Raw genomic sequence first — 23,126 nt, forward strand, 5'->3', positions numbered from 1 at the left:
CAGCTCTTGGGGGCAGCGAACGCCAGCGAGTGTATCAGGGCGAATGCCGCCTGAAACGTCAATCGTCCTGCATCAACGCGCGGCCGATAATCAGTTGCTGAATCTGCGTCGTGCCTTCGTAAAGGCGCAGCAGGCGCACGTCGCGATAGAAGCGCTCGACCTTGTACTCGTTGATGTAGCCCGCGCCGCCATGCACCTGCACGCCGCGATCGGCCACGCGCCCGACCATCTCGGTACAGAACAGCTTGGCGCACGACGCCAGCATGCTCACCTCGGCGTCGCGCTTGCCGGCCGGTTTCGCGTCGTATCGATTCGCACAGTCCTGCACCATCGACCAGCCGGCATAAAGCTCGGCCTGACTGTCGGCCAGCATGGCCTGCACCAGTTGGAAGTCACCGATGCGCTGACCGAACTGCTTGCGCTCGCGCGCATACGCCACCGCCTCATTGAGAATGCGCTGCGCCATGCCGCAGGAGAGCGCCGCCACATGCAGGCGGCCGCGATCGAGCACCTTCATGGCCGTCTTGAAGCCCTTGCCTGCCTCGCCGCCGATGATATTGGCTGCTGGCACGCGCACGCCATCGAGCACCACGTCGCAGGTCTTCGTGCCGCGCTGGCCCATCTTCTTGTCGGGCTTGCCGAGCGAGAGCCCCGGCGTATCGGCCGGCACGATGAAAGCCGAGATGCCGCCCGCCCCCTCGCCGCCCGTGCGCGCCATCAACGTGAACGCTCCGGCGCGCGGCGCGTTGGTGATAAAGCGCTTCACGCCGTCGATGACATAGGCGTCGCCGTCGAGCACAGCGCGCGTCTTGAGTGCGGCGGGATCGGAGCCGGCATCGGGTTCTGTCAGCGCGAACGACATGACCAGTTCGCCACTCGCCACGCGCGGCAGCAGGTCGCTTTTCTGCGCTTCGGTACCGTCCATCAGAATGCCTTGCGAGCCGATGCCGACGTTGGTGCCGAAGACCGAGCGAAACGCCAGCGACGTCTGACCGAACTCGTAGGCCACGCGCACTTCCTGTGCCATCGACAGGCCGATGCCGCCGTATTCCTCGGGAATCGACAGGCCGAAGAGGCCCATGGCCTTCATGTCCTCGACCAGTGCGGCAGGCACTTCGTCGTGTTCTTCGACGTCGTTCTCGGCGGGCACGAGCCGCTCGCGAATAAAACGTTGCACGGTCGCGAGCAGCAGCGCGAACGATTCGCTATCCAGTCCTTTCGATGTCATAAGCCGTGTTTCCTGAGTGCCTGTGGCGCCATTTTAGTGTCTGTATCTTACCCACGGGTGTGGGCGATGGCATTCCTTCGTCTGAAGCAATACCATATTAACTAGCATCCTAATTATTAGTTAACATATAATCTTTCTCCATGACCTCCCTAGAATCGCTCCGCTTCGCTTTCACCAGCCACCTGTTGCTGGCCGGTAAGCAGTGGCGCCAGTTATCGCAAAGCGCAATCGTCGAGTACGGCATTTCTGCCGCCAGCGCCGGGCCGCTGCTGTTCATCCGCCGTCTTGGCCAGGGTGTGCGTCAGGTCGAGCTCGCCGAATATGTCGGGCTCGAAGGCGCCTCGCTGGTACGGCTGCTCGATCAGTTGTGCGCGGCCGGGCTCGTGCTGCGCGAAGTCGATGCCAGCGACCGGCGCGCCAACGCGCTGCGGCTGACGGAGGCCGGCGAAGCGCTCGCCGAAAAGCTCGAAATCGAACTCAGCCAGTTGCGCGCGAAGGTTTTCGCCAACGTGCCCCGCGAGGATTTCGAAGCGGTGTTGCGCGTGTTCGAAATCCTCTCCAGCGCGACGGGTCCCGATGCGACCATTCTCGCGATGGTGCCCCCCAAGAAGTAAACCGTGTTCAATTGGCCATCCTCACGCGACTGGATTTTCTCGATCAAGGCGTTTGTCGCCTCGATGCTGGCGCTCTACATCGCGCTCGCGCTCGGCCTGCCCCGCCCCTACTGGGCGATGGCCACGGTCTACATCGTGTCGCATCCGCTCACGGGCGCCACGCGCTCCAAGGCCCTGTACCGGGTGCTGGGCACACTGCTCGGCGCAGCCGCGTCGATCGTCTTCGTTCCCGCGCTGGTCAATACGCCTGAATTGCTGATGGCAGCCGTCGGCCTTTGGACCGGCACGCTGCTCTATATTTCGTTGCTCCATCGCTCGCCGCGCAGCTATGTGTTTTTGCTCGCGTCGTACACGCTGCCGCTCATCGCCCTGCCTGCGGTGGGGACGCCCGACGGTATCTTCGACATCGCCGTGGCGCGCTCGGAAGAGATCATTCTCGGCATCGTCTGTGCGAGCGTCGTCGGCGCGGTCATCTTGCCCACCAGTGTGGCGAAGGTATTGCATGACCGCTCGGGCCGCTGGCTGGTCGATGCCGCGCGCTGGACCATGGACATGCTCTCGGCCGACCCCGACGGCAAGGCCTCGCGCCACATGAGCCGCCACCGGATGGCGGCCGACATTCTGGCGCTCGATCAGTTGATCAGCCAGCTCTCGTACGACGCCGATACCTCGGCGCGCGTGCGCGATGCGCAAGAACTGCGCGGGCGCATGACGATGATGATGCCGGTGCTCTCGACCGTCGCATCGCTGGTGCAGACGCTTCGCCAGCACCCGCAGGGTGCCCCTGAGGCGCTCGAAGCCAAGATGGCCGACGTGGTCGCATGGCTGCGTCAGGGCGCACCGTCACCGGCACCGGCGCATCTGCTCAAGCCTGCGGCGTTGCCCGGCGAGGCCTCCGACTGGTATGCCGCGCTCGTCTCGGCGACCGAAGACCGCCTGCGCTCGCTCGTGCAGTTGTGGCAGGACTGCGTGTCGCTGCAACGCCGTTTCGGTCAGACCGACGAGGCGCCCGAGTGGAAACCGGCGTTTCCGTATTGGGAACTGGGCGGTGCCCGCCACTACGACCACGGCTTGCTGCTGTTCTCGACGGTGTCGGCAGCGTTGTGCACGTTCCTGATGGGCATGGCGTGGATCTATACGGGCTGGAACGACGGCGCCGCCGGCGTCTCGCTCGGTGCCGTGGCTTGCTGCTTCTTCGCGGCGATGGATGAGCCCGCCCCGTTCATCCGCTCATTCTTCTGGGCGACGGCCGTGTGCGTGGTCTTCGCTGCCGTGTACGTGTTCTTCATCCTGACGAATGCGCACGACTTCGGTCTGCTGGTGGCGATGTTTGCCGTGCCGTATCTCTTGCTCGGCACGTTCATCCCGCAGCCGCGCTTCACGATGGTCGCGATGCTCGTTGCCGTGAACACGGCGAGCTTCGTCGGCATTCAGGGCGGCTACAGCGCCGACTTCTCGGCGTTCTTCAACAGCAACATCGCGGGCCTTGCCGGCGTGCTGTTCGCGCTGCTCTGGACCTTGCAGACGCGCCCGTTCGGCACACGCGTGGCGATGCGGCGGCTGATTCATTCGAGCTGGCGCGACATTGCGAAGAACGCCGTCGGCCGCTCGGTGGCCGAACACGGCCGCCTGCGTGCGCGCCTGCTCGACCGGCTCGGTCAACTGGTGCCGCGACTCGCCGCCAGCGAGAGCGAGACGTCGAGCGACGGCTTTACCGAAGTGCGCGTCGAACTCTCGGCGCTGGCGTTGCAGCGAGAGCTGCCGCATCTGAATTCCTCGCAGCGCGATGCCGTACAGGCCGTGCTCACCGACGTGGCGCGCTTTTATCAGTCGCGACTCGACGAACAAGTGAGCCAGCCCGACACCACGCTGCACGACAAACTGCTGGGCGCTGTGCGCTCGTTGGTTGCCCATAGCGATCAGGCCTCGCGCAGTGCGCGCGCCTCGCTCATGGATATCCACATTGCGCTGTTCCCGGCCACACGACCTGAGAGTGCCCAATGAGCGGAGAGATCGACATCTACGGCGTATTCGTGCCGATGCTGCTGGCCCTGATGATCGTGGCCTTCGTGCTGACAGGTGCGCTGCGCTTCGTGCTTGCGCGCACCGGCTTTTACAAGCTGGTCTGGCACCGTTCGTTATTCAACCTTGCTGTGTACATCATTGCGCTGGGCGGCATTGTCGCTATCGTGCGCGCCTGCCAATCATGAAACTGAAACTTCGCTCCCTTGGGCCCGTCATCCTGACGCTCGCCGTCTCGGTCGTTGCGGTCTTTGTTCTCCTGCATCTGTGGGACTACTACACCGTCGCCCCGTGGACCCGCGACGGCCGCATTCGCGCCGACATCGTGCAGGTGGCGCCCGACGTCTCCGGCCTCATCACCGATGTCGAGGTCAAGGACAACCAGCCCGTGCATCGCGGCGACCTGCTGTTCGTGATCGACCGCGACCGCTACACGCTGGCGCTGCAACAGGCCGAAGCCAACGCCGCCGCACTGCGCGCCACGCTGGCGCAATCGCGCCGCGAAAACGCCCGCAATCATCAACTGACCGAAGTCGTCGCGAAGGAAGTCGTCGAAGCCGGTCAGGCCAAGGTCGAGTCAGGTGAAGCTGCGGTGGCGCAAGCCAATGCCGCCGTGCAACTCGCCAAGCTCAATCTCGAACGCACCCGCGTGCTGGCACCGGCCGACGGCTATCTGAACGATCGCCTGCCGCGCGTGGGCGACTACGTGAGCACGGGCCGTCCGGTGCTCTCGATGGTCGATGCGAATTCGCTGCACGTGGAAGGTTATTTCGAAGAAACGAAGATGCGCGGCATCCACATCGGCGACAAAGTCGAAGTGCGCCTGATGGGTGAGCGTCACGTGCTGCACGGTCATGTGCAGAGCATCGTCGCCGGCATCGAAGACCGCGACCGTACCAGCGGCGCGTCGATGCTGCCGAACGTCAACCCGACGTTCAACTGGGTGCGTCTTGCCCAGCGCATTCCGGTGCGCATCGCGCTCGACGATGTGCCCAAGGACATGCGGCTCGTCGCCGGCCGCACCGCCACCGTGACGGTCGTGGAAGCACAGGGCCATAAATCGGAAGAAGGATCGAAAGAAGGCAATCCGTCGAAGTCCACCAAGGCCGCCGAGGCCACTGACAGCGCTGCGCACACCACCGTTGCCGCCGCGCGCACGACAGGTTCCCTTCAGGGAGCACAGCAGTGAAAACCAGATTGATCTTGATGAGTGCAGTGGCTGCGGCCGCAGCACTCGTCGCGGGCTGCACCACCGTCGGTCCCGACTACCATCTGCCGGAGAACTCGGTGATGCGCTCGGCGCAAGCCAATGGCCCGATCGCGACGGCCAACCAGCGTGCCGTGTCGATCGGTGAGGTGCCGGACGACTGGTGGCAACTCTACGACAGCCCGAAGCTCGACGCGCTCGTGAAGCAGGCCCTCGCCGCGAACACCAACGTGCGCGTGGCCGTGGCCAACGTGCAGCGCGCGATTGCGATGTATCACGAAGTCGAATCGGAAAATCTGCCGCAAGGCGGCGTCGAAGCCAACGCGGCGCGTGCGCAGCTTTCGGGCGAGAGCTTCCTTCAGGAAGAAAAGCTGCCGGTGATCAATCTGGCCGCCGCAGCGCTGTCGATTTCGTATCAGATCGACTTCTTCGGCAGACTCGCCCGTGCGGATGAAGCCGCGCTCGCCGCCGCCGAAGCCAGCCACGCCGCGCTCGATGTGGCCCGCGTCAGCGTGGCCGCCGAAACCGTGCGCGCCTACGTGCAAAGCTGCGCGGCCAATCACGAGTTCGACATTGCCAACGATCAACTGAAGTTGCAGGAAAAGAGCGTGGCGATCACGCGCAAGCTCGTCGACGTCGGCCGCGATCAACCGACCGATCTGCTGCGCGCCCAGTCGCAGGCCGACACGCTGCGCGCTGCCCTGCCCCACTTCAAGGCGCAGCACGAAGCCGCCACGTACCGGCTCGCCGTGATGCTCGGCAAGGTGCCGGGCTCGCTCGATCCGAAGGTGACCGAGTGCCGTCAGATTCCGCAACTCAAGCAGGCCCTGCCCGTCGGTGACGGTACGGCGCTGCTCAAACGCCGCCCCGACGTGCGTCAGGCAGAGCGCGAGCTGGCCTCGGCCACGGCCAAGATCGGCGTGGCAACGGCGGACCTGTATCCGACCATCCGTATCGGCGCGTCGGTGGGTGCCAGCGGCATGCTCGAACACTTCGGGCAAGGCCGTACGGAACAATGGAGCGTGGGCCCGATGATCTCGTGGTCGCTGCCGACCAACGGCGTGCGCGCCCACATCAAGGGCATGGAAGCCGGCGCCGATGCTGCGCTCGCGCACTTCGACGGCGTGGTGCTCAAGGCCTTGCAGGAAACGCAGACGTCCCTGTCGGCCTACACCCACGAACTCGAACGCGACGACGCCCTGCGCGACGCCCGCGACAAGTCGAGTCTCGCGGCGGATCAGAACCGCAGGCTGTATCAGGCCGGGCGCGCGCCGTACCTCACGAGTCTCGACGCCGATCGCACGCACGCCAGCACGGAAGCGGCACTGGCCGCCTCGCAGACACAAGTCGCCATGGACCAGATCAACCTGTTTCTGGCCCTGGGCGGTGGCTGGCAATCAAGTGCCGCCAACGATGCGACTTCGCTGGCGGAATCGCACGCAAAGCACGAGAAGGCGGAAAGCTCGCAGAACGCCCCCGAGGCACCGGTCGTCAAGACAAACTGAGCCGACCGGGAAAGCCGGACGCAAAAAAGCGGATGTCGTCGCAAGACACATCCGCTTTCTCTTTGCCTCGGCCTCAAACACCGGGCCCCAGAAACACACAAGCCCCGTCGGGAACGAATCCTCGGGCGGGGCTGTGGTAAGTGACGCGGTACGGCGTCGGGTTGATTCGCGCGGCGCGGGCGGGACGCAAAGGTCAGGCGGGCCGTCGGCGAATCGGGTGCAGCTAACAGCGGGTCAAACTGACAACGTAGGCTTGCGTGCTTAGTTGGTCATCGGTTGCGTTGCGACACCTTGCTGTGCGGCTTCAATTTCGGCCGTACGTTTTTGCAGTTGAATCGACTGCTCGTAGGTGTAAGGGAAGTTGAATTCCGTCACCGGCGAGAGACCGAGTTCACGCGCGGCTTGCAGTTCGGCACGTACATGCGCACGCGTCACACCACCCGTTTGCGTCTGGTCGGCAAATGCCGAACCGGCGGCCATGGCAAAGCCAACGAGCGCGACGGCAGTCAGCAGGTTCATTTTCATGGAAAACTCCTTTTATCGTTAATTTGACGCTCAGGGAGCGAAAACCGCATGCGAGCCAGCTTTCGTCCTGAGTAAATTATAGTTTTCCCCTAGCAATGAGCCAGCCCGATTGCGACAACACACTGTTTCGCAAAAGCTGTTAAATCGGGGCGAATTGCGCGCTAAATGGCGCCGGAATGGCGAACAAGCGACGGCCAGATGGCATCGATCTCTCGAAGATCGAGCCATTTCATCCCATGGGAATGGGAAGGCGAAGTTTCCGGGGAAATACAGGGGAATTCAGGGCGATGCATCAACGTCGCCCGTGAATTCAGGGGGCAATTAATCCGCTGCTAATGGCTGCGGCAATGGCCTGATGCCGATTGACGGCACCCAGTTTGCGCTTGGCGTTATTGATGTGGAACGTCACGGTGTGCTCGGATATCTTCAGAATCAGTCCGATTTCCCATGCCGTCTTGCCGCGCGCCGCCCACAGCAGACTCTCGATCTCGCGCGGACTCAATTTGCCCGCACTGCGGCTGGCCACCCACTGCATGTCGAGTTGCTGCACGGCCTGATGGAAATACAACGCGCCCAGATAAATCTCGCCCATCATGCGCGCTTCGTGTTCGGCGCACTCGTCCGGCGATTGTGAAGTTGCCGCAGTGAAGATGGCACGCTCGCCGGCCGCACCGTACAGCGGCACGGTCACACCGCAGCCGAGCCCGTGCTCACGCGCATCCGCGAAAATCGGATGTGGCCGTTTCTGTGTGAGAAACGAGCGCCAGAGAATCGGCAGCGGCGACAGGTTCGCGGCGATGAGCACCGGATCGACTTCCGCGTAGCCGGCCACTTGGTAGCGCTCGATCCACGCGCCCGGAAACGTCGTGAAGATGTGCCGGCTCGGCATGCCCTCGGCGGTAATGCGCTCGTCACCCGCGTGAAACGCCGCCGCCTCGCGCTCGCGGCGCGGCAGCAACGGTGCATAGAACAGCGCGTGATAACCCAGTACGTGCGTCAGTTGCTGAAATTCTGCGTCAAGCGCCTCGACCGAGCGGGCGCTGAGGAGCCCCTCATATCGGTAAAGATTGTGATGCATTTCCAATTGCACTTTCTTGTTAGATGCCGATGTTGGCGCATTGTAGTCCGAGCTTCGCATTTTGCGGATAGTTTATTTTGAGCAGTAAAACAACACGCCCCATTGACGTGGACTGCCAATTATTAACATGCGACATCATGTCGCGCTGCCCAGACCTTCCAGCGCTTGCAACACGCGGCGCAAACCGGGCGCGAGCGGTTTATCCTGCCGCACGACGATCGCCAGCGTGCGCGAGAGTTCCGGCGTTAACGCGGCAATGCGCAGGCCTCGTCGATGGTGCGCGGCGCTCACGGCCATGCGCGGCACGATGCTGTAGCCGAGCCCCGCAGCGACCATTTCCTTGATCGCCTCGATGCTGCCGAGCGCCATGACCGGACGCACACGCAACCCCGCTTGCAAAAACCACTCATCGATCAAAAGCCGTGTGCTGCTGCCGGTTTCGAACGCCACCATCGGCATCGCCGCCAGCGCATGCGGCGTCACTTCTTCAGGCCAGTCTTGCGCGCCCGATGCACCGATGGCGACGAACTCATCACGCAACACCGGCGTGATATGCAAGCTGCGTCCGGCAGCGGGCAACGTCACCAGCCCCACGTCGAGACGGTTCTCCGTTACGGCTGCTAAAACATCATCGGTGTTGCCGGTGCTCACGCGAATGTCGAGCGCCGGGTGGCGCTTTCGCATCGTTCGCAGCATGGGCGGCAGCAAGTGAATGCAAGCGGTGGCGCCCGTGCCGATGGCGACCTCTCCCGCGATACCTTCGGCATGTGTGGACAATGCCTGCAAAGCCTCTTCGACGACGGCATCGATACGCCGCGCGTGTTCAAGCAATGTCAGTCCGGCCGACGACGGCTTGAGCCGCTTGCCCACACGCTCGATCAGGCGCACGTTCAGGCGCTGCTCCAGTTGCCGCACCTGAAGGCTGACGGCCGGTTGCGAGAGATCGAGGCGATCGGCGGCAGCGGAGAAACTGCCGGCTTCGATGACCTCGGCAAAGGTATGAAGTTGATCCAGATTCAGGCGGCGCATCTCAAAGTTTTCCTTATGGATCGAATAAGATGCCAAGACTTTACCAAGAGATGGGTTGCGCGCACCATGGCAGCCTCCCCCAGCCATTCGTTGCTGCCCGTCCCGGCATGCGCCCTACATCACCATGCCCACCGTCGTCACGCTAGGTCTTGCGCAACTGATCAACTGGGGCGTGAGCTTCTATCTGCCCGGCGCCTTTGCCTGGCGCATCGTGCAGTCGACCGGCTGGGCGCAGACCGTCGTGTTTGCCGGCCCGTCGCTCGCCATGCTGGTCATGGCCGCCGTCTCGCCGTATTCGGGCCGCTGGCTTGAACGCTTCGGTGGCCGGCGCGTGATGTGCGCCGGCACACTCATCTGTTCGACAGGCTGCGCGGTGCTCGCCACCAGCACGACGCTGGTGCAGTTCTATGGCGCGTGGTGCCTGCTTGGCGTCGGCATGCGGTTGTCGCTCTACGATGCCGCTTTCGCGACGCTCGCCGCGCTTTATGGCGCTGCCGCACGCCGGCCGATGACACAGATCACGTTGATGGGCGGGCTCGCCACGACCGTGTTCTGGCCGTTGGGCAATTGGCTCGGTGATGCATGGGGATGGCGCGCGGGGGTGTGGGTGTACGGCGGGTTCGGTTTGATCGCGTGGGGGTTGCTGTGCAGCCTGCCGCCGACGCCACCGCGTGCAGCGACGGCAGGTGAGACACACAGGGCATCGACGGCCTTGCCGTGGCACCCCGCCCTGCTTTACGGCAGCGTCATGGCGCTGGTGTCGATCCTGTCGTCGGGACTCGCCGCCCATCTGACCGCGTTGCTCGGCGCACAAGGACTGCCGGTCGGTCTCGCCGCGCTATGGGGGCTGGGGCAAGTGTGTGCGCGCATGCTGGAGTGGCTGCAACCGCGTCAGACCAGTGCGGTGAGGCTCAACGTGATCGTCGGCTGCGGCCTGCCGTTGTGCTTCGCGCTGGGACTGGCGGGCATGTCGTCGCTGGTGGTGGCGGCCGTGTTCATCTTCACTTACGGCGCACTCAACGGGCTGGCCACGCTGCTGCGCGCCAGCCTGCCGCTGGAACTCTTTGCACCCGGTGCCTATGCCCGTGCGCTAGGCACGTTGCTGACGCCCGCGTTTGCCTTCTCGGCCATTGCCCCTTGGGGCTATGCACTGGCGCGAGAGCACTGGGGCGATCTCGCCATTCTCTGGGTATCGCTCGGCATCGGCCTGCTTATCGCGTGCGCGGCAGTAGCGTTGCTGCGTCAGGTGCGGCGAGCGCCTGCTCCACAAACACCCGCAGAAACTCAATCCACGATTTGACCTTCGCGTCGAGATACAACCGAGAGGCATAGACGGCGTACACGTTGGTGCCCTGCAATTCATAGTCGGGCAGCACCCGCACCAACGCGCCGCTGCGCAAGGCGGGCAACGCCGAGAGCAACGGCACCGGGCCCACGCCGCAACCGCTGATCAGCGCGGCCGCCAGCGAGTCGGCCGTATTCACGCGCAGACGCCCTGCGGGCACGGGGATCTTCACGCGCCCGTCGGGCCCTTCGAAATGCCAGTGATCGACGGAATAGTGCGGCGCGATAAGCCGCACTTGCGTGTGCTGTGCCAGTTCGTCCAGTGAGCCGGGGGCACCGTGCATTTCCAGATAGAGCGGCGCAGCGCACAACACCGAAGCCATGCGGCAGATACGCGTCGAGACGAGGCCAGAGTCGGGCAACTGCGCCGTCGCCAGCCGCAGCGACACGTCGATGTTCTGTTCGAGCAGGTCAGGCACCCGTGACGACAGAATGAGATCGGCCTGTACGTCGGGGTGTTGCTCAAGAAATCGCGCCAGTGCGGGGATGACGAATACCTGCCCGAAGCTGGCAGGCGCGTGCAGACGCAGCGTGCCGCTCGGCGCAGCGCTTGCGGCACCGGCCTCCGCCTCGGAGTCTTCGACCATCGAGAGAATCTCGCGGCAACGCGCGAGATAGCGATGACCGGCGTCGGTCAGCGCCAGCTTTCGCGTCGTGCGATGGAGCAGGCGGGTGCGCAGATGCGCTTCGAGTTCCGAGACCGCTTTCGAGGCTTGTGGCGTGGTCATGTCGAGCGCACGCGCCGCACCGGCAAAGCTTGCCGCATCGGCCACGCGCACGAAGATCCGCATGTTCTTGAGGGTGTTCATGGAGCGTCATGATATATGCACGCGCCCCGATATTGGTTGGGATCGGCGCGCCGGCTTGGTATCCTAGCGCCCCGATAGTCCAGCTTCATCCTTCGACTTCTCTTTGCCTACGAGACTCTCCGTATGACCGACACGACGCCCCGCCAAGCCGACCATCCGATCGACCCGCAATTCGTGGCCCGCTGGTCGCCGCGCGCGTTCACCGACGAAACGCTGCCGGAAGCCACCCTGAACACGTTCTTCGAAGCCGCCCGCTGGGCGCCGTCGGCCTACAACGCGCAACCGTGGCGCTTTGTGTATGCCCGTCGCGGCACGCCGCACTGGGAACAGTTCGTCGGCTTTCTCAACGAATTCAACCAAAGCTGGGCCAAGCACGCGGCCGCCATCGTCATCGTGATCTCGAAGTCGACGCTGACGCCCCCGGGCTCGCAGCAGGAAGTGCCGGCACCGACGCACGCGCTCGACACGGGCGCCGCGTGGGGTTACCTCGCCCTGCAAGCCTCGCTTTCGGGCTGGGCAACGCACGCCATGGCCGGCATCGAGCACGACAAGATCCGCAACGAGCTCGACCTGTCGTCGAAGTACACGATCGAAGCCGCCGTCGCTATCGGCCGCCCGGGCGACCCCGCCACGCTGCCGGAAGGCCTGCGTTCGCGTGAAGTGCCGAGCCCGCGTGAGCCGCTCGCAAAGATTGCTGCCGAAGGCCGCTTCGCGTTCTAAAGCGCATCGCCTGATGTAAAAAAAAACCCCGCCGGGTCTTTCGAACCGGCGGGGTTTTTCTTTGACAGCGACTGCTTGAGCGTCGATCAGCAGATCACGACGCTGACGGCTGCGGCTCCCAGCCACCGCCCAACGCGCGATACAACGCCACGTGATTGACGAGCACGCGCTGCTTCACGTCGATCAACTGCTGCGCCGCCTGAAACTCGCTGCGCTGCGCGTCGAGCAGTTCGAGGTAGCTCGCTACGCCGTTGACATAACGGCGCTTGGCCAGCCGCAGCCGCTCGCGCTCGCCATCCGACACGCGCTTCTGCGCCTGAAACTGACGCGCCAGTTGCGTCTGTGCCGTCAGCGCATCGTCCACTTCGGAAAACGCCGTCTGGATGGTCTGCTCGTACGTGAGCACGGCCATTTCCTTGCGCACTTCGGCAAGGTTCAGGCCCTGAATATTGCGGCCACCGTCGAAAATCGGCACGGTGATCTGCGGCAGGAACGACCAAACGCCTGAGCCTGCACCGAACAGATCGGCAAAGCGCGTGCTGGCCGTGCCGATCTCCGTGGTGAGCTTGATCGACGGAAAGAACGCTGCGCGCGCTGCCCCGATATTGGCATTGGTCGCACGCAACTGCGCTTCGGCGCGGCGAATGTCCGGACGGCGCATCAGCAGCGACGACGGCAACCCTGCCGCCACCGGCACGACGAACGCGTCGTCAAGCGTGGCAGCGGCCACCGGCCGGGTGCCGACGTCGCCCGTGAGCACCTGCAACGCGTGCACGACCTGACTGCGTTGGCGCTCCCGTTCGGCAAGCGCTGCACGCGCGACTTCGACCTGCGTCGTCTCGGTGTTCAGATCGAGATCGTCGACCAGACCTCGTTCGGCCCGCAGACGGATGACGCGAATGCCTTCCTCGCGTGCCGCCAATACGTCGCGGGCATAGGAAATCTGCTCGCTGAGCGCGACCAGACCGATGTACGACGTGGCGACCTCGGCGACCAGACTCACCTGCGCCGCGCGCTGCGCTTCCTCGCTGGCGAGATATTCCTGAAGCGCCGCGTCGCGCAGGCTGCGCACACGACCGAAGAAGTCGAGTTCGAATGCGCTCACGCCCACCGTCGCACGCAAGTCGTTGGCGACGTAATTGCCCGTCGTGCCGCCGTTGCCGTCCGACGTCCCGGCATACCGCTGGCGGCCGAAGGCACCGCCTGCCTGCACGCTCGGCAGCAGGTTCGCGGCTTCGATGCCGTACAGCGCGCGCGCTTCCTGCACACGCAGCGAGGCCAGCCGCAGGTCGCGATTCTGCACCAGTGCCTTGCGGATCAACGCTTGCAGGCCCGGGTCGGTGAACACCTCCGCCCAATCGGCATCGGCCGTCGGGGCGGCAGTGAGTGCCGTCATCGAACTGAGCGACGCCGAAGCCGGCACCGAGCCGTCCGGCGAAGCTTCATAAGTCGTCGGCATCGGTGCCGCCGGACGCTCGTACGTCGGCGCCAGTGTGCAACCGGCCAGCAAGGCGAACAGCGCCAGACTAGCGATGCGGCCCACGGTCATCCCGCGATTGCGGGGTCGAAACTTCGTCATACATTCCCCTCGGCGGCCGGCTTCACATCAACCGCAGCGTCCGCCTGATTCGGATTCGGCCGGCGCACGAAGCGCCCGACCCACAGGAAAAACAACGGCACGAGGAAGATCGCCAGCACCGTGGCCGTCACGATCCCGCCCAGCACCGCGACACCGATCGCGCGCTGCGCGCCGGACGCGGGGCCCGTTGCGATCGCCAGCGGCACCACGCCGAAGCCGAAGGCAAGCGACGTCATCACGATCGGGCGCAGGCGCAGACGCGCGGCTTCCACCGCCGCATCGATCCAGCTCATGCCGTGCTTGACCAGATCGTTTGCCACTTCCACGATCAGAATCGCGTTCTTCGCCGACAGACCGATGGTCGCAATCAAACCGACCTTGAAGTAAATATCGTTCGGCATGCCAAGCAGGCTTACTGCGCTCAACGCACCGATCACCCCCAGCGGCACCACCATGATGACGGACGCCGGAATGGCCCAGCTTTCATAGAGCGCGGCGAGTGCGAGAAACACCACCAGGATCGACAACGCGAACAGCATCGGTGCCTGCGCGCCGGAAATACGCTCCTCACGCGACTGGCCGCTCCACTCGTAGCCGATGCCCTTCGGCATGTCGGCCATCAATTGCTCCATGCGCGCCATGGCTTCGCCACTGCTCTTGCCCGGTGCCGATTCCCCTTGCAGCGTGAACGACGGATAGCCGTTGTAACGCTTGAACTGCGGCGCACCGAGCTTCCACTTGAGCGACACGAAGGACGACAGCGGCACCATCTCGCCGCTGGCATTGCGCACGCGCAGATTGCCGACGTTCTCCGGCGACACGCGCTGACGGCCATCGGCCTGAACGATCACACGTCGGTTCTCCGCGCCGAGCATGAAGTCGCCCACGTAGTCGGAACCGAACATCGTCGCGAGCGTGGTGTTCACCTCGTCCATGCTCACCTTGAGCGCTTCCATCTTGCGACGGTCGAGCGTGACGTCGATCTGGGGCACGTCGCCCTGACCGGCGAAGATCACGTTCTTGAGCACCGGGTCGTCGACCGCGCGTTTGAGCAGTTGATCGCGGGCGGCGATGAGCGTTTCGTTGCCCACCCCGGCACGGTCCTGCAAGCGCAGGCTGAAGCCGTTCGACGAACCCAGTTCCGGCAACGCCGGGCTGTTCATCGCCAGCACCATGCGGTCCGGCTGACCGCCGAACTTCGCATTCACGCGATCGACGATGGCATTCACGCCGTCGTGCTTCGATGTGCGCTCGTGCCAGTCTTTCAGCGTGACGAACAACATGCCGCCGCCCGGCCCGGCACCGAACTCGTTCCAGCCGCCCAGCACGAAGACGTGTTTGACCGGCTCGTCCTTCATCAGATAGGACTCGATACGCGTGAGAGCCGTCATCGCTTCGGGCAGCGTCGCGCCTTGCGGCTCCGAGGCCATCACCATGAAGCTGCCGGTGTCTTCCTCCGGGATGAAGGCCGACGGCAAGCGCATGAACGCCAGCGGCACGGCAATCAACACCGCCGCGTAGACCACAATGGCACGCCACGGACGACGCAGCGTATTGCTGACCGTTCGCGTGTAGCGCTCCGTGCCCAACGCAAACGTACGGTTGAACCAGCCGAAGAAACCTCGTTTCTCGTGGTGATCGGCCGAGATCGGGCGCAACAACGTGGCGCACAACGCGGGCGTCAATGAGAGGGCGAGGAACGCCGAGAAGGTGATCGACACCGCCAGCGTGACCGCGAACTGGCGATAGATGTTGCCCACGGCGCCCGAGAAGAATGCCATTGGCACGAACACCGTCACCAGCACGACCGTAATACCCACGATGGCGCCGCTGATCTGCCGCATGGCCTTGACCGTCGCGGCATAAGGCGGCAGCCCTTCCTCGACCATGATCCGTTCGGTGTTCTCGACCACAACGATGGCATCGTCCACCAGAATGCCGATGGCCAGCACCATCCCGAACATCGTGAGCGTGTTGATCGAATAGCCCAGTCCGAGCAGCACGCCGCAGGTGCCAAGCAACGCGACCGGCACGACGAGTGTCGGGATCAGCGTGGCCCGCAGGTTCTGCATGAACAGGTACATCACCAGAAACACGAGCACCACGGCTTCGAGCAAGGTCTTGAAGACTTTCTGGATCGACACCTTCACGAACGACGCGGTTTCGTACGGGATCTGATACGACACCCCGGCCGGGAACAGGCTCGCCTGCTCGTCCATGACGGCACGCACGGCCTTCATCACTTCGATGGCATTCGACCCGGCGGCGAGCTTGATGCCCATGGCCGTGGCCGGCAGACCGTCGACGCGCGACGAGTAGTTGTAATCCGACGCACCCAGCTCCACGCGCGCCACATCGCCCAGCCGGATCGCCGAACCGTCGGCGCGCACGCGCAACGGAATATTGGCGAACTCCTCCGGTGTCGACAGCGCGCTGTCGGAGACGATGTTGGCGTTGATGGGGGCTGCCGTGGGCGTTGCCCCGGCACCGAGATCGCCGATGGTCACACGCGCGTTGTAAGCACGTACTCGCGAGACGATGTCGGAGGCGGTGAGATCAAGCGCCACCAGCTTGGACGGATCGGGCCAGATACGAATGGCCTTCTCCGTGCCCCAGAACTGCACCTGCCCGACACCGGGCACGCGCTTGAGCTGGTTCATGACCTGCGCCGCAGCAATCTCGCCGAGATCGAACTCATCGACCGACGGATTGCTCGACGAGAGCGTGACCACCATCTGCACATTGTCGGCCGCGCGTTCGACTTTCACGCCGTAGCGACGCACGACTTCGGGCAGACGCGATTCGATGGTCTTCAGTCGGTTCTGCACTTCGACAGCGGCCAGATCGAGACTGGTGCCCTGACGGAACGACAGGCTGATCGACGATTCGCCGTTGCCGCTCGATGCCGACATGTACATCAGCCCCGGCGCGCCATTCATCTGGCGCTCGATCACGGCAGTCACCGAATCTTCGACCACTTTGGCCGACGCGCCCGGATAGCTGCTCCAGATGCTGACGACAGGCGGCGCGATGTCGGGGTACTGCGCGACCGGCAGCGACCGGATCGACAACAGACCGACCAGCGTGATGATTAACGCGATCACCCAAGCGAATACCGGGCGATCGATAAAGAAACGAGCCATTGTTAGAGCGTCTCCGCTTTGGAGGCCGGTCCGGCACGCGCCGGATCGGCTTCAAGTTTGGCTTGGGCTTCGGAGGTATCGCGGGTAGCAGCTGCCGCAGCGCTGGCCGGCTTGGCGGCAACCTTCGGCTCGCCGTCTGCCTTCACCTTGACCTGCATGCCGTCGGCGAACTGCGCCACGTTGTGCACGATCACCTGCTCGCCGCCCTTGAGGCCATCCGTCACGAGCCAGTCGCGACCCTCGATCGCTTCGGCGCGCACCTTGGTGTCGTGCACCTTGCCTTGCGCATCGACCACGCGGACAACCGCGCCATTTCCCGTACGAAGCAGCGACTCGCGCGGCACCCGCACGATGTTCGGATTGACCGCCCCCTGCATGCGCACCTGTACGAAAGCGCCGGGCAGCAGCACGCCGTCCGGGTTCGGCAGCAGTGCGCGCATGGCGATGGTGTCGGTGCCCGGGTCGACTGCGAGATCGGTAAAGAGCAGCTTGCCCGGCAGGTCGTATTCGCGGCCGTCGGGCAGCGTGACATGCACCTTCGGCGCGGCCGCTTCGTTGCCGTTCTGCAACTTGCCGGCGCGCAGATCGCGCGTCATGGCGTACACCTCGGCGGCCGGTTGCGAGAAGTTCACGTAGATCGGATCGATCTGCTCGACGCGCGTGAGCAACGTCGGCGAATCGAGACCGACCAACGCGCCTTCCGTCACCTCGGCACGACGCACGCGGCCCGCGATGGGCGAGACGACGCTCGTGTAACCAAGATTCAACTCGGCGCGACGAACTTCGGCGCGCGCGGCCAGCACGTCGGCACGCGTGCGGGCTTCCGCAGCACGTGATTCGGCGTCTTCGCGGGCGCTGATGGCACGCTCTTCGAGCAGACCGCGATAGCGCTCGATCTTGTCCTTGGCGGAGTCATGTTCGGCCTGTGCCTTGGCGAGCGCACCACGTGCGGCATCGAGCGCCGCCGAGAGCGGCTGCGGGTCGATGCGGAACAGCACGTCGCCGCGCGCGACCTTCTGGCCTTCCTGATAGCGACGCTCGATGACCACGCCGCCAGCGCGCGCGCGCACGTCGGCGCTGCGGTAAGCCTCAAGGCGTCCCGGCTGCTGGGTCGTGAGTGGCTCGGCACGACGTTCGACCGTGCGCACGACGGCCTCCGGCGTAGCGTCGGCTTTGTCTTCTTTGCCGCGATCCGTGCAGGCAGCGAGCAGGAGCAGGCCCGCGAGCGCGCCCGTTAGCATTCCGAAGCGGGTTCGGTATTCGATTTTCGATGACATGTAGAAACTTGGATTTACGACATCCGGTCGGGGGGGTGTCGACACGGCGTTGGGAGCGCTGCATCGACCCGGTGGCAGGGCCGGCGATGGGGAACCGGGCACCTGCGTCTCTTTCATGGGTCGCCGTGGGTGGCAGGTGCGCGTTGCGCGAAGGGGTCTGAACCTGAGACCACCGGACCGGGAGATCCGGTCGTCTGCCGCCTCGCCTGTTTCGGCGTTTCAATTCGGCGTTTCACTAGGAGAACCGCGATTCTGACCTGAAAACGATGTTAGAAAAAGTTGGAACCTATCTATAGAATGGATGGATGAACTGGACAATTGAACAATTGCGCTATTTTGTGGCGGCGGCCGAAGAAGGTTCGATATCGGCTGCCGCGCGTCGTCTGGGCAAAGCTCAATCGGCGGTCAGCACGGCCATTGCCTTGCTCGAAGCCGATTTGGGGTTCGAGCTGTTCGACCGCAGCCGGCGCAATGCCCGTCTGACCGATCAGGGCGACGTCATGTTGCTTGAAGCCAAAGAGTTGTTGCGTCAGGCCGAAGGGCTGAATCACCGGGCAAATGCGCTGGCGTACGGGGAGCAGCCGCAGCTCTCGCTCGCCATCGACGAAGCGTTGCCCTATCAGGCCGTGAGCGAACTGGTTCGCGATCTCGCGCACCAGTTTGCCTATCTGGAGCTGACGCTGCTTAACGGCACGTCGACGGAAGTGGCCGAGTACGTGGAGAAACAGCGCGCAGATATTGGCTTTCACGTCGACCGTGGTGCAATTTCATCGGCGCTCGGGCACAAGTACGTGGGCTCCGCCGTGCAGGGCGTCTTCGTGGCTGGCGACCACCCGCTGGCCTTCCGCGATCACGTGACGCGTGGCGATCTGGCGAAATACCGGCAGATTCTGTTGCAGATGGGCGACTTCACGCCGTTGCAGTTGAGCCCGTCGATCTGGCGGGCGGATAGCTCGTACGTGATCGCCAGCATGGTGGTCGACAAGCTCGGCTGGGCCGTGCTGCCCATCGACATCGCCCAGTACGAAGACCTGCACGAATTGCGCTGCGACGACTTGGGATTACCGCAACTGCCCGTGCGTATGCTGTGGCGTTTTGGGAGAGAACCCAACGACGTGATGCGCTGGTGCGAAGGTCGATTTGGGGAATTACTGCGTGGCAGCGCGGCCACACCATAAAAACAATGGGCGACGCACAAAGCGCCGCCCATTGCATTGAGGCTTACAAATTTACCCGCTTACTTCGTCTCGACGTAAGCTTCCGGCGCGATAGCCTCCCGATCGATGACGCCATCGGTCAGCGATTCGAACTGCGCCAACGTCAGCCAATCGTTGCCGGCGGACTTCGGTCGATAGACGGCGCGCAACGGCGGATGCGCCTCGTCAAGCGGCACGAGATTGCGCGTCTGGTCGAGGCTCTGCGCAACATACGACACGCGCACGAAACGCTTGCCGTCGCGCTGACGCACGAATCGCTCGAACATCAGCATGCCGCCCGGCACCACATCGTTCTCGCGATACGCCCCCAGCTTCCAGTCGAAACCGAGCATCGCGCGCACTTGCGAGATGTTGGTGTCATGCGCCACGAACAGCGTCAGGCGCGCGGGCGGCGGCCCGCCCTTCACCGGTTTGGCCTTCGCCACGCCCGGGCCCGATTCGATGGCCATGGCCACCTGACTCAGCAACTGCGAGGCACCGCGTCGCGCCAGATAAGGCGTGTGGTTGACGAGGTCGTACTTGGCGCTGCGCAGGCCCATCAGACGGATGACATCGTCTTCGCCCTTCACATGCCCAAAGGCGATGCGCTCGAGCGGCCAGCCATCGGCGTATTGCATGCGGATGGTCTCGCTCATGCTCGCGCCGACCGACACCGGCCCGGTCAGTCCGATCTTGCCGCTGTCCTTCACGCCCCACGCCTTCGCATACAGACCGCAGGCATCCGCACCCCGTTTCGCGGCGCAGTCCGCCGGTACACCGACCGCCGCGACCATCGCTGCGACTTCCGCCTCATACTTCTTGCGCGCCAGCTCGGGAGAGCCGCCCATGGCTTGCAGAATGGCCTCGTTCGCCTGCTTCGGATCCGGGGTGCCGAGGCCGATCTCTGCGCCATGGAACAGCGTGTCCAACGCGTTGGTGGTGTGCCGCACCGGTACACCGCAGCCCGGGAACATGCCGTCAAGCATCGCCTTGGCCGTCGCCTGCGTTCGTGGCGACGGGCTCGTCCAGACGAACGTGTCCGCCGCCCCCGCGCAGGCCGCCTTGCCGAGCAGCCCGGCGCGATTGAGCGTCTGACGTTCCCACGCGCCAAGCAACGTCACCGCCTTGTAGCCATGCGGCGTCAGTTGCCCATCGGCGACTTCGAAGGCGGGCCACGGTTGCGCAGACGCCGCGTCCATCTTGGGCGTGTCGGTTGCTGCGCGCACGCCATGACGCATCACGATCACGGCGCGCTCCAGACGCATCCCCGAAGGCGCCCATGCCTTCGCCGCCGAATCTGCGGCGGATGCCTCCGCAGCCATCGCAGCCGGCGACACCAGCGCCGTCGTCAGGCCGCTGGCGATGACCACCGCCAGCGCCGCCCACATTCCGCCGCTATTCCGGCAATGTCGTTGCATGGATTTCTGTCTCCCCATCAGAAGTCGATACGCGCGTTCAGGCTGAGCGTACGCGGTGCCCCCACCTGGAGGTAGTTCTCCTGGTAGTACGACCAGTAGCGGCGATCGGTCAGGTTCGTCACGTTGGCACGCAGGGTCACGAGCTTGCCATACATGCGCGTGCGGTAACCCACACCGGCGTCGAGCAATGCCGACGGGTTGATGTAATTCACGTTGCCCGAGTCGATCGCCATGCCGCCGAGGTAGCGCACGCCAAACTGGAAGTACAGACCTTGCACGGCCGGCACGCGCCACGTTGCCTGGAAAGCGGCCTGCCAGTTCGGCGCACCGACGGCACGCTTGCCGTTCACGCCGGCGGCCGCGTTGACGTATTCCGAATTCAGCCCCATCACGCTGGCATCGAGCGTCAGACTGCGCAGCACGTCGACCGAGCCACCCAGTTCAACACCCTGATAGCGCACCTTGCCGTCCTGCACGAAGTAGTTCGCGCTGTTGACGTACTCCGCCCCGCGCTCCACACGGAACAGTGCCGCCGTCGCACGCCAGCGCCCCTGATCCGTCTTCACGCCCACTTCGTACTGATGGCTCTTGATCGGGGCCATCTGCTGGTTGGCGTTTTTCGTCGTGCTGTCGGCGGTGCCGCCCTGCTCCAGCGATTCGACATAGCTGGTGTAGAACGTGAGATCGCTGCGCGGCGTGTACATCAACGCCACGGTCGGCGTGACCGGCGAGGCGTGGTACGTGGTGGCCGCTGCCGTTGCCGACGCATGCGCGATTTCGTCGTACGTCTGGTAACGCACACCGGCGAGCAACGACCACGAGCCGTACGAGATACGGTCGCTCGCGAAGATCGCGCGTTGCGTCAGCTTGTCGTCACCGTACGTGCCGCCGCTGAAGTTCACGTTGTTGGCCGAGTAGATCGTCGGCGAGTACAGGTTGCCGTTACCGACCACCACCTTCGGCGTATTGACCGACTTGTTCGACAGCAGCACCAGGTTGCTCGCACCGAGGACGATTTCGTGCGTGAGCGGCCCGGTCTTGAACTTACCCTCGACCGTTGCCTGCACTTCATCGAACTCGTAGCTGTGGTACTCAGCGCTGATGCGGTCCGAGTAGTCGCCCTTGTTGCTCGAAATGTAGTACTGGTCCTTCTTGTACTGGCGCACCGAATCCGAGTAGCGATAAGCCACCTTGGCGACCCATTCCGGCGCGATCTTGTACTGCACGCCGAGCGTGGCCATCTTGTAGGTCACGTCGGTGTAGGAGCCGTTGCTATACAGCTTCGAGCGGCCCGAAATCGGATCGGGCACCGAGTACTTCGGGCTGGTGATGATGTCGACGCCACCGGACGTGCGGCGCTCTTGCCACATCGTGTCGAGCGTGACGGTCAGGTCATTGGTCAGGCGCGCGTCGAGGCCGAGGCCCACCGACGTGCGATTGATCTTGGCGCTGTCGGCGGCCGCGTTGCCTTCCTCGTGCACCGCGTTGAAGCGGAAACCGAAGCGGTCGTCCTTGCCGAAGCGCCCGCCCGTGTCGAGGTGCTCCTTCCACACGCCGTCTTCCGACCAGCCCTGGTCATAGCTCAGCGTGAATTGTTCGGTCGCCCGCTTGGTCACGTAGTTGACGATACCGCCGGGGCTGCCAAAGCCGTACATGAAGCCGGTCAGGCCCTTCAGCACTTCGATGCGGTCGAACATTTCCAGCGGCATTTCCACGCCACGGTTCACGCTCGCCAGACCGTCGATCTTGTAGCCGTTGAGGTCGTCGAGCGGCAGGCCACGCACGGCGAGCGTGGCCGGGTGCGTGCTGTAGCTCGTGCTGATCGACGTGACCGATGCGTCGTACTTGACCGCTTCCGAGAGGATGTTGGCCTGACGGTCTTCGATCTCTTCGCCGGACACCGATTTGATCGAGAACGGCGTTTCGATTTCCGGGTGATCGCCGAGTGCACCGGCGCTGGCGCTGCGCTTGAGGCTCGTGGGCGACGTGATCTGGGCGGCGGAGACATTCACTTCCGGCAGCGTGGCTTCACTGCCGGCCGCTGCCACTACGGTTGTGGCGGCGGCGTCTGCCTTTGCCTGCGCTTGCGCGGCAAGCGGCAGCAAGCCTGCCAGACAGAGTCCAGCCGCGACGAGGCGCGCGTACAGCGTCGAAGTATGGGGAGACACGTGTGAAGCGGCAAATGCGGTCGCGGGTGCAGTCTTGCGATGCGTCAGGCGTTGCGATAGATCGTGGCGCATGGTGATCGAAGTGGTGTGCGAAGGGTTGTGGTTATCTGGCAACCGGCTACGTTGGTGTTGCCGTTGGCACCGATGCGGGCGCGCAAACGCCCCCACCGGTGCCGCAGCAGCGGCCGGTGTGCCTTATCGAAATGGATGGAACTCGGTGAGTCTTTGCGAAGCCGCGCACGAAGACGCGAGATCTGGATTCCG

General features: G+C 64.1%; 18 protein-coding genes. 8 read left to right on the forward strand and 10 right to left on the reverse strand.

The genetic code is table 11. The annotated features are described in order from the left end of the window. Positions 1-58: 58 nt before the first annotated feature. A complete protein-coding gene (locus CDV46_RS09850) occupies positions 59-1,228 on the reverse strand; it encodes an acyl-CoA dehydrogenase family protein (protein WP_087691485.1) in 1,170 nt (389 codons plus the stop codon). Positions 1,229-1,368: 140 nt separating this feature from the next. Between CDV46_RS09850 and CDV46_RS09855 the strand changes: the two genes are divergently transcribed. Genes CDV46_RS09855 through CDV46_RS09875 form a run of 5 tightly spaced genes read left to right on the forward strand, consistent with a single transcriptional unit; the run spans position 1,369 to position 6,576 of the window. Then, the gene (locus CDV46_RS09855; RefSeq protein WP_058375671.1) at positions 1,369-1,842 is read left to right on the forward strand and encodes a MarR family winged helix-turn-helix transcriptional regulator; all 474 of its coding nucleotides are present in this window, start codon (positions 1,369-1,371) and stop codon (positions 1,840-1,842) included. Positions 1,843-1,845: 3 nt separating this feature from the next. Then, on the forward strand, positions 1,846-3,846 hold the full coding sequence (locus CDV46_RS09860; RefSeq protein ID WP_087722448.1) for an FUSC family protein: 2,001 nt from the start codon (positions 1,846-1,848) through the stop codon (positions 3,844-3,846). Further along, entirely contained in the window at positions 3,843-4,052 is a 210-nt protein-coding gene (locus CDV46_RS09865) for a DUF1656 domain-containing protein (RefSeq protein ID WP_058375673.1), read from the forward strand. Before CDV46_RS09860 ends, CDV46_RS09865 begins: the two co-directional genes overlap by 4 nt. Beyond that, a complete protein-coding gene (locus CDV46_RS09870) occupies positions 4,049-5,053 on the forward strand; it encodes an efflux RND transporter periplasmic adaptor subunit (RefSeq protein WP_087691483.1) in 1,005 nt (334 codons plus the stop codon). The genes CDV46_RS09865 and CDV46_RS09870 overlap by 4 nt, the downstream gene beginning before the upstream one ends. Positions 5,054-5,070: 17 nt before the next feature. Next, entirely contained in the window at positions 5,071-6,576 is a 1,506-nt protein-coding gene (locus CDV46_RS09875) for an efflux transporter outer membrane subunit (RefSeq protein WP_087722721.1), read from the forward strand. Between the two features lie 261 nt (positions 6,577-6,837). Here the strand turns inward: CDV46_RS09875 and CDV46_RS09880 are convergent, their stop codons facing one another. The 3 genes from CDV46_RS09880 to CDV46_RS09890 all read right to left on the reverse strand — a co-directional run bounded on the left by CDV46_RS09880 (position 6,838) and on the right by CDV46_RS09890 (position 9,208). Next, positions 6,838-7,101: a DUF4148 domain-containing protein gene (locus tag CDV46_RS09880; protein WP_087722449.1), complete on the reverse strand. Its 264-nt coding sequence runs from the start codon at positions 7,099-7,101 to the stop codon at positions 6,838-6,840. Positions 7,102-7,411: 310 nt separating this feature from the next. Further along, positions 7,412-8,179: an autoinducer binding domain-containing protein gene (locus CDV46_RS09885; RefSeq protein ID WP_064675125.1), complete on the reverse strand. Its 768-nt coding sequence runs from the start codon at positions 8,177-8,179 to the stop codon at positions 7,412-7,414. Between the two features lie 135 nt (positions 8,180-8,314). Then, a complete protein-coding gene (locus CDV46_RS09890) occupies positions 8,315-9,208 on the reverse strand; it encodes a LysR family transcriptional regulator (protein WP_217896728.1) in 894 nt (297 codons plus the stop codon). A 124-nt stretch (positions 9,209-9,332) separates the two neighbouring features. Between CDV46_RS09890 and CDV46_RS09895 the strand changes: the two genes are divergently transcribed. Continuing rightward, on the forward strand, positions 9,333-10,508 hold the full coding sequence (locus CDV46_RS09895) for an MFS transporter (protein ID WP_087722451.1): 1,176 nt from the start codon (positions 9,333-9,335) through the stop codon (positions 10,506-10,508). Here CDV46_RS09895 and CDV46_RS09900 read toward each other — a convergent pair. Further along, positions 10,420-11,361: a LysR family transcriptional regulator gene (locus CDV46_RS09900; protein ID WP_087691479.1), complete on the reverse strand. Its 942-nt coding sequence runs from the start codon at positions 11,359-11,361 to the stop codon at positions 10,420-10,422. The genes CDV46_RS09895 and CDV46_RS09900 overlap by 89 nt on opposite strands. 123 nt (positions 11,362-11,484) lie before the next feature. Between CDV46_RS09900 and CDV46_RS09905 the strand changes: the two genes are divergently transcribed. Next, the gene (locus tag CDV46_RS09905) at positions 11,485-12,081 is read left to right on the forward strand and encodes a nitroreductase family protein (protein ID WP_058375681.1); all 597 of its coding nucleotides are present in this window, start codon (positions 11,485-11,487) and stop codon (positions 12,079-12,081) included. Between the two features lie 94 nt (positions 12,082-12,175). On the opposite strand, the gene CDV46_RS09910 is transcribed toward CDV46_RS09905, so the two are convergent. From CDV46_RS09910 to CDV46_RS09920, 3 genes are read right to left on the reverse strand one after another with little or no spacing between them, the layout of a single operon-like run. Further along, positions 12,176-13,660, reverse strand: a complete 1,485-nt coding sequence (locus CDV46_RS09910) for an efflux transporter outer membrane subunit (RefSeq protein ID WP_087722452.1) — start codon at positions 13,658-13,660, stop codon at positions 12,176-12,178. Then, entirely contained in the window at positions 13,657-16,803 is a 3,147-nt protein-coding gene (locus tag CDV46_RS09915; RefSeq protein WP_087691477.1) for a multidrug efflux RND transporter permease subunit, read from the reverse strand. The genes CDV46_RS09910 and CDV46_RS09915 overlap by 4 nt, the downstream gene beginning before the upstream one ends. Before the next feature lie 2 nt (positions 16,804-16,805). Further along, positions 16,806-18,080, reverse strand: a complete 1,275-nt coding sequence (locus CDV46_RS09920) for an efflux RND transporter periplasmic adaptor subunit (RefSeq protein ID WP_176399047.1) — start codon at positions 18,078-18,080, stop codon at positions 16,806-16,808. 305 nt (positions 18,081-18,385) lie between these two features. On the opposite strand from CDV46_RS09920, the gene CDV46_RS09925 reads away from it, so the two are divergent. Further along, positions 18,386-19,258: a LysR family transcriptional regulator gene (locus CDV46_RS09925; protein WP_170936107.1), complete on the forward strand. Its 873-nt coding sequence runs from the start codon at positions 18,386-18,388 to the stop codon at positions 19,256-19,258. 59 nt (positions 19,259-19,317) lie between these two features. Here CDV46_RS09925 and CDV46_RS09930 read toward each other — a convergent pair whose 3' ends face one another. Beyond that, entirely contained in the window at positions 19,318-20,694 is a 1,377-nt protein-coding gene (locus tag CDV46_RS09930; protein WP_176399048.1) for a histidine-type phosphatase, read from the reverse strand. A gap of 17 nt (positions 20,695-20,711) precedes the next feature. Next, on the reverse strand, positions 20,712-22,934 hold the full coding sequence (locus tag CDV46_RS09935; protein WP_087691475.1) for a TonB-dependent siderophore receptor: 2,223 nt from the start codon (positions 22,932-22,934) through the stop codon (positions 20,712-20,714). Positions 22,935-23,126: the final 192 nt, after the last annotated feature.

Source organism: Pandoraea sp. PE-S2T-3 (assembly GCF_002179965.1).
Lineage (GTDB): Bacteria > Pseudomonadota > Gammaproteobacteria > Burkholderiales > Burkholderiaceae > Pandoraea.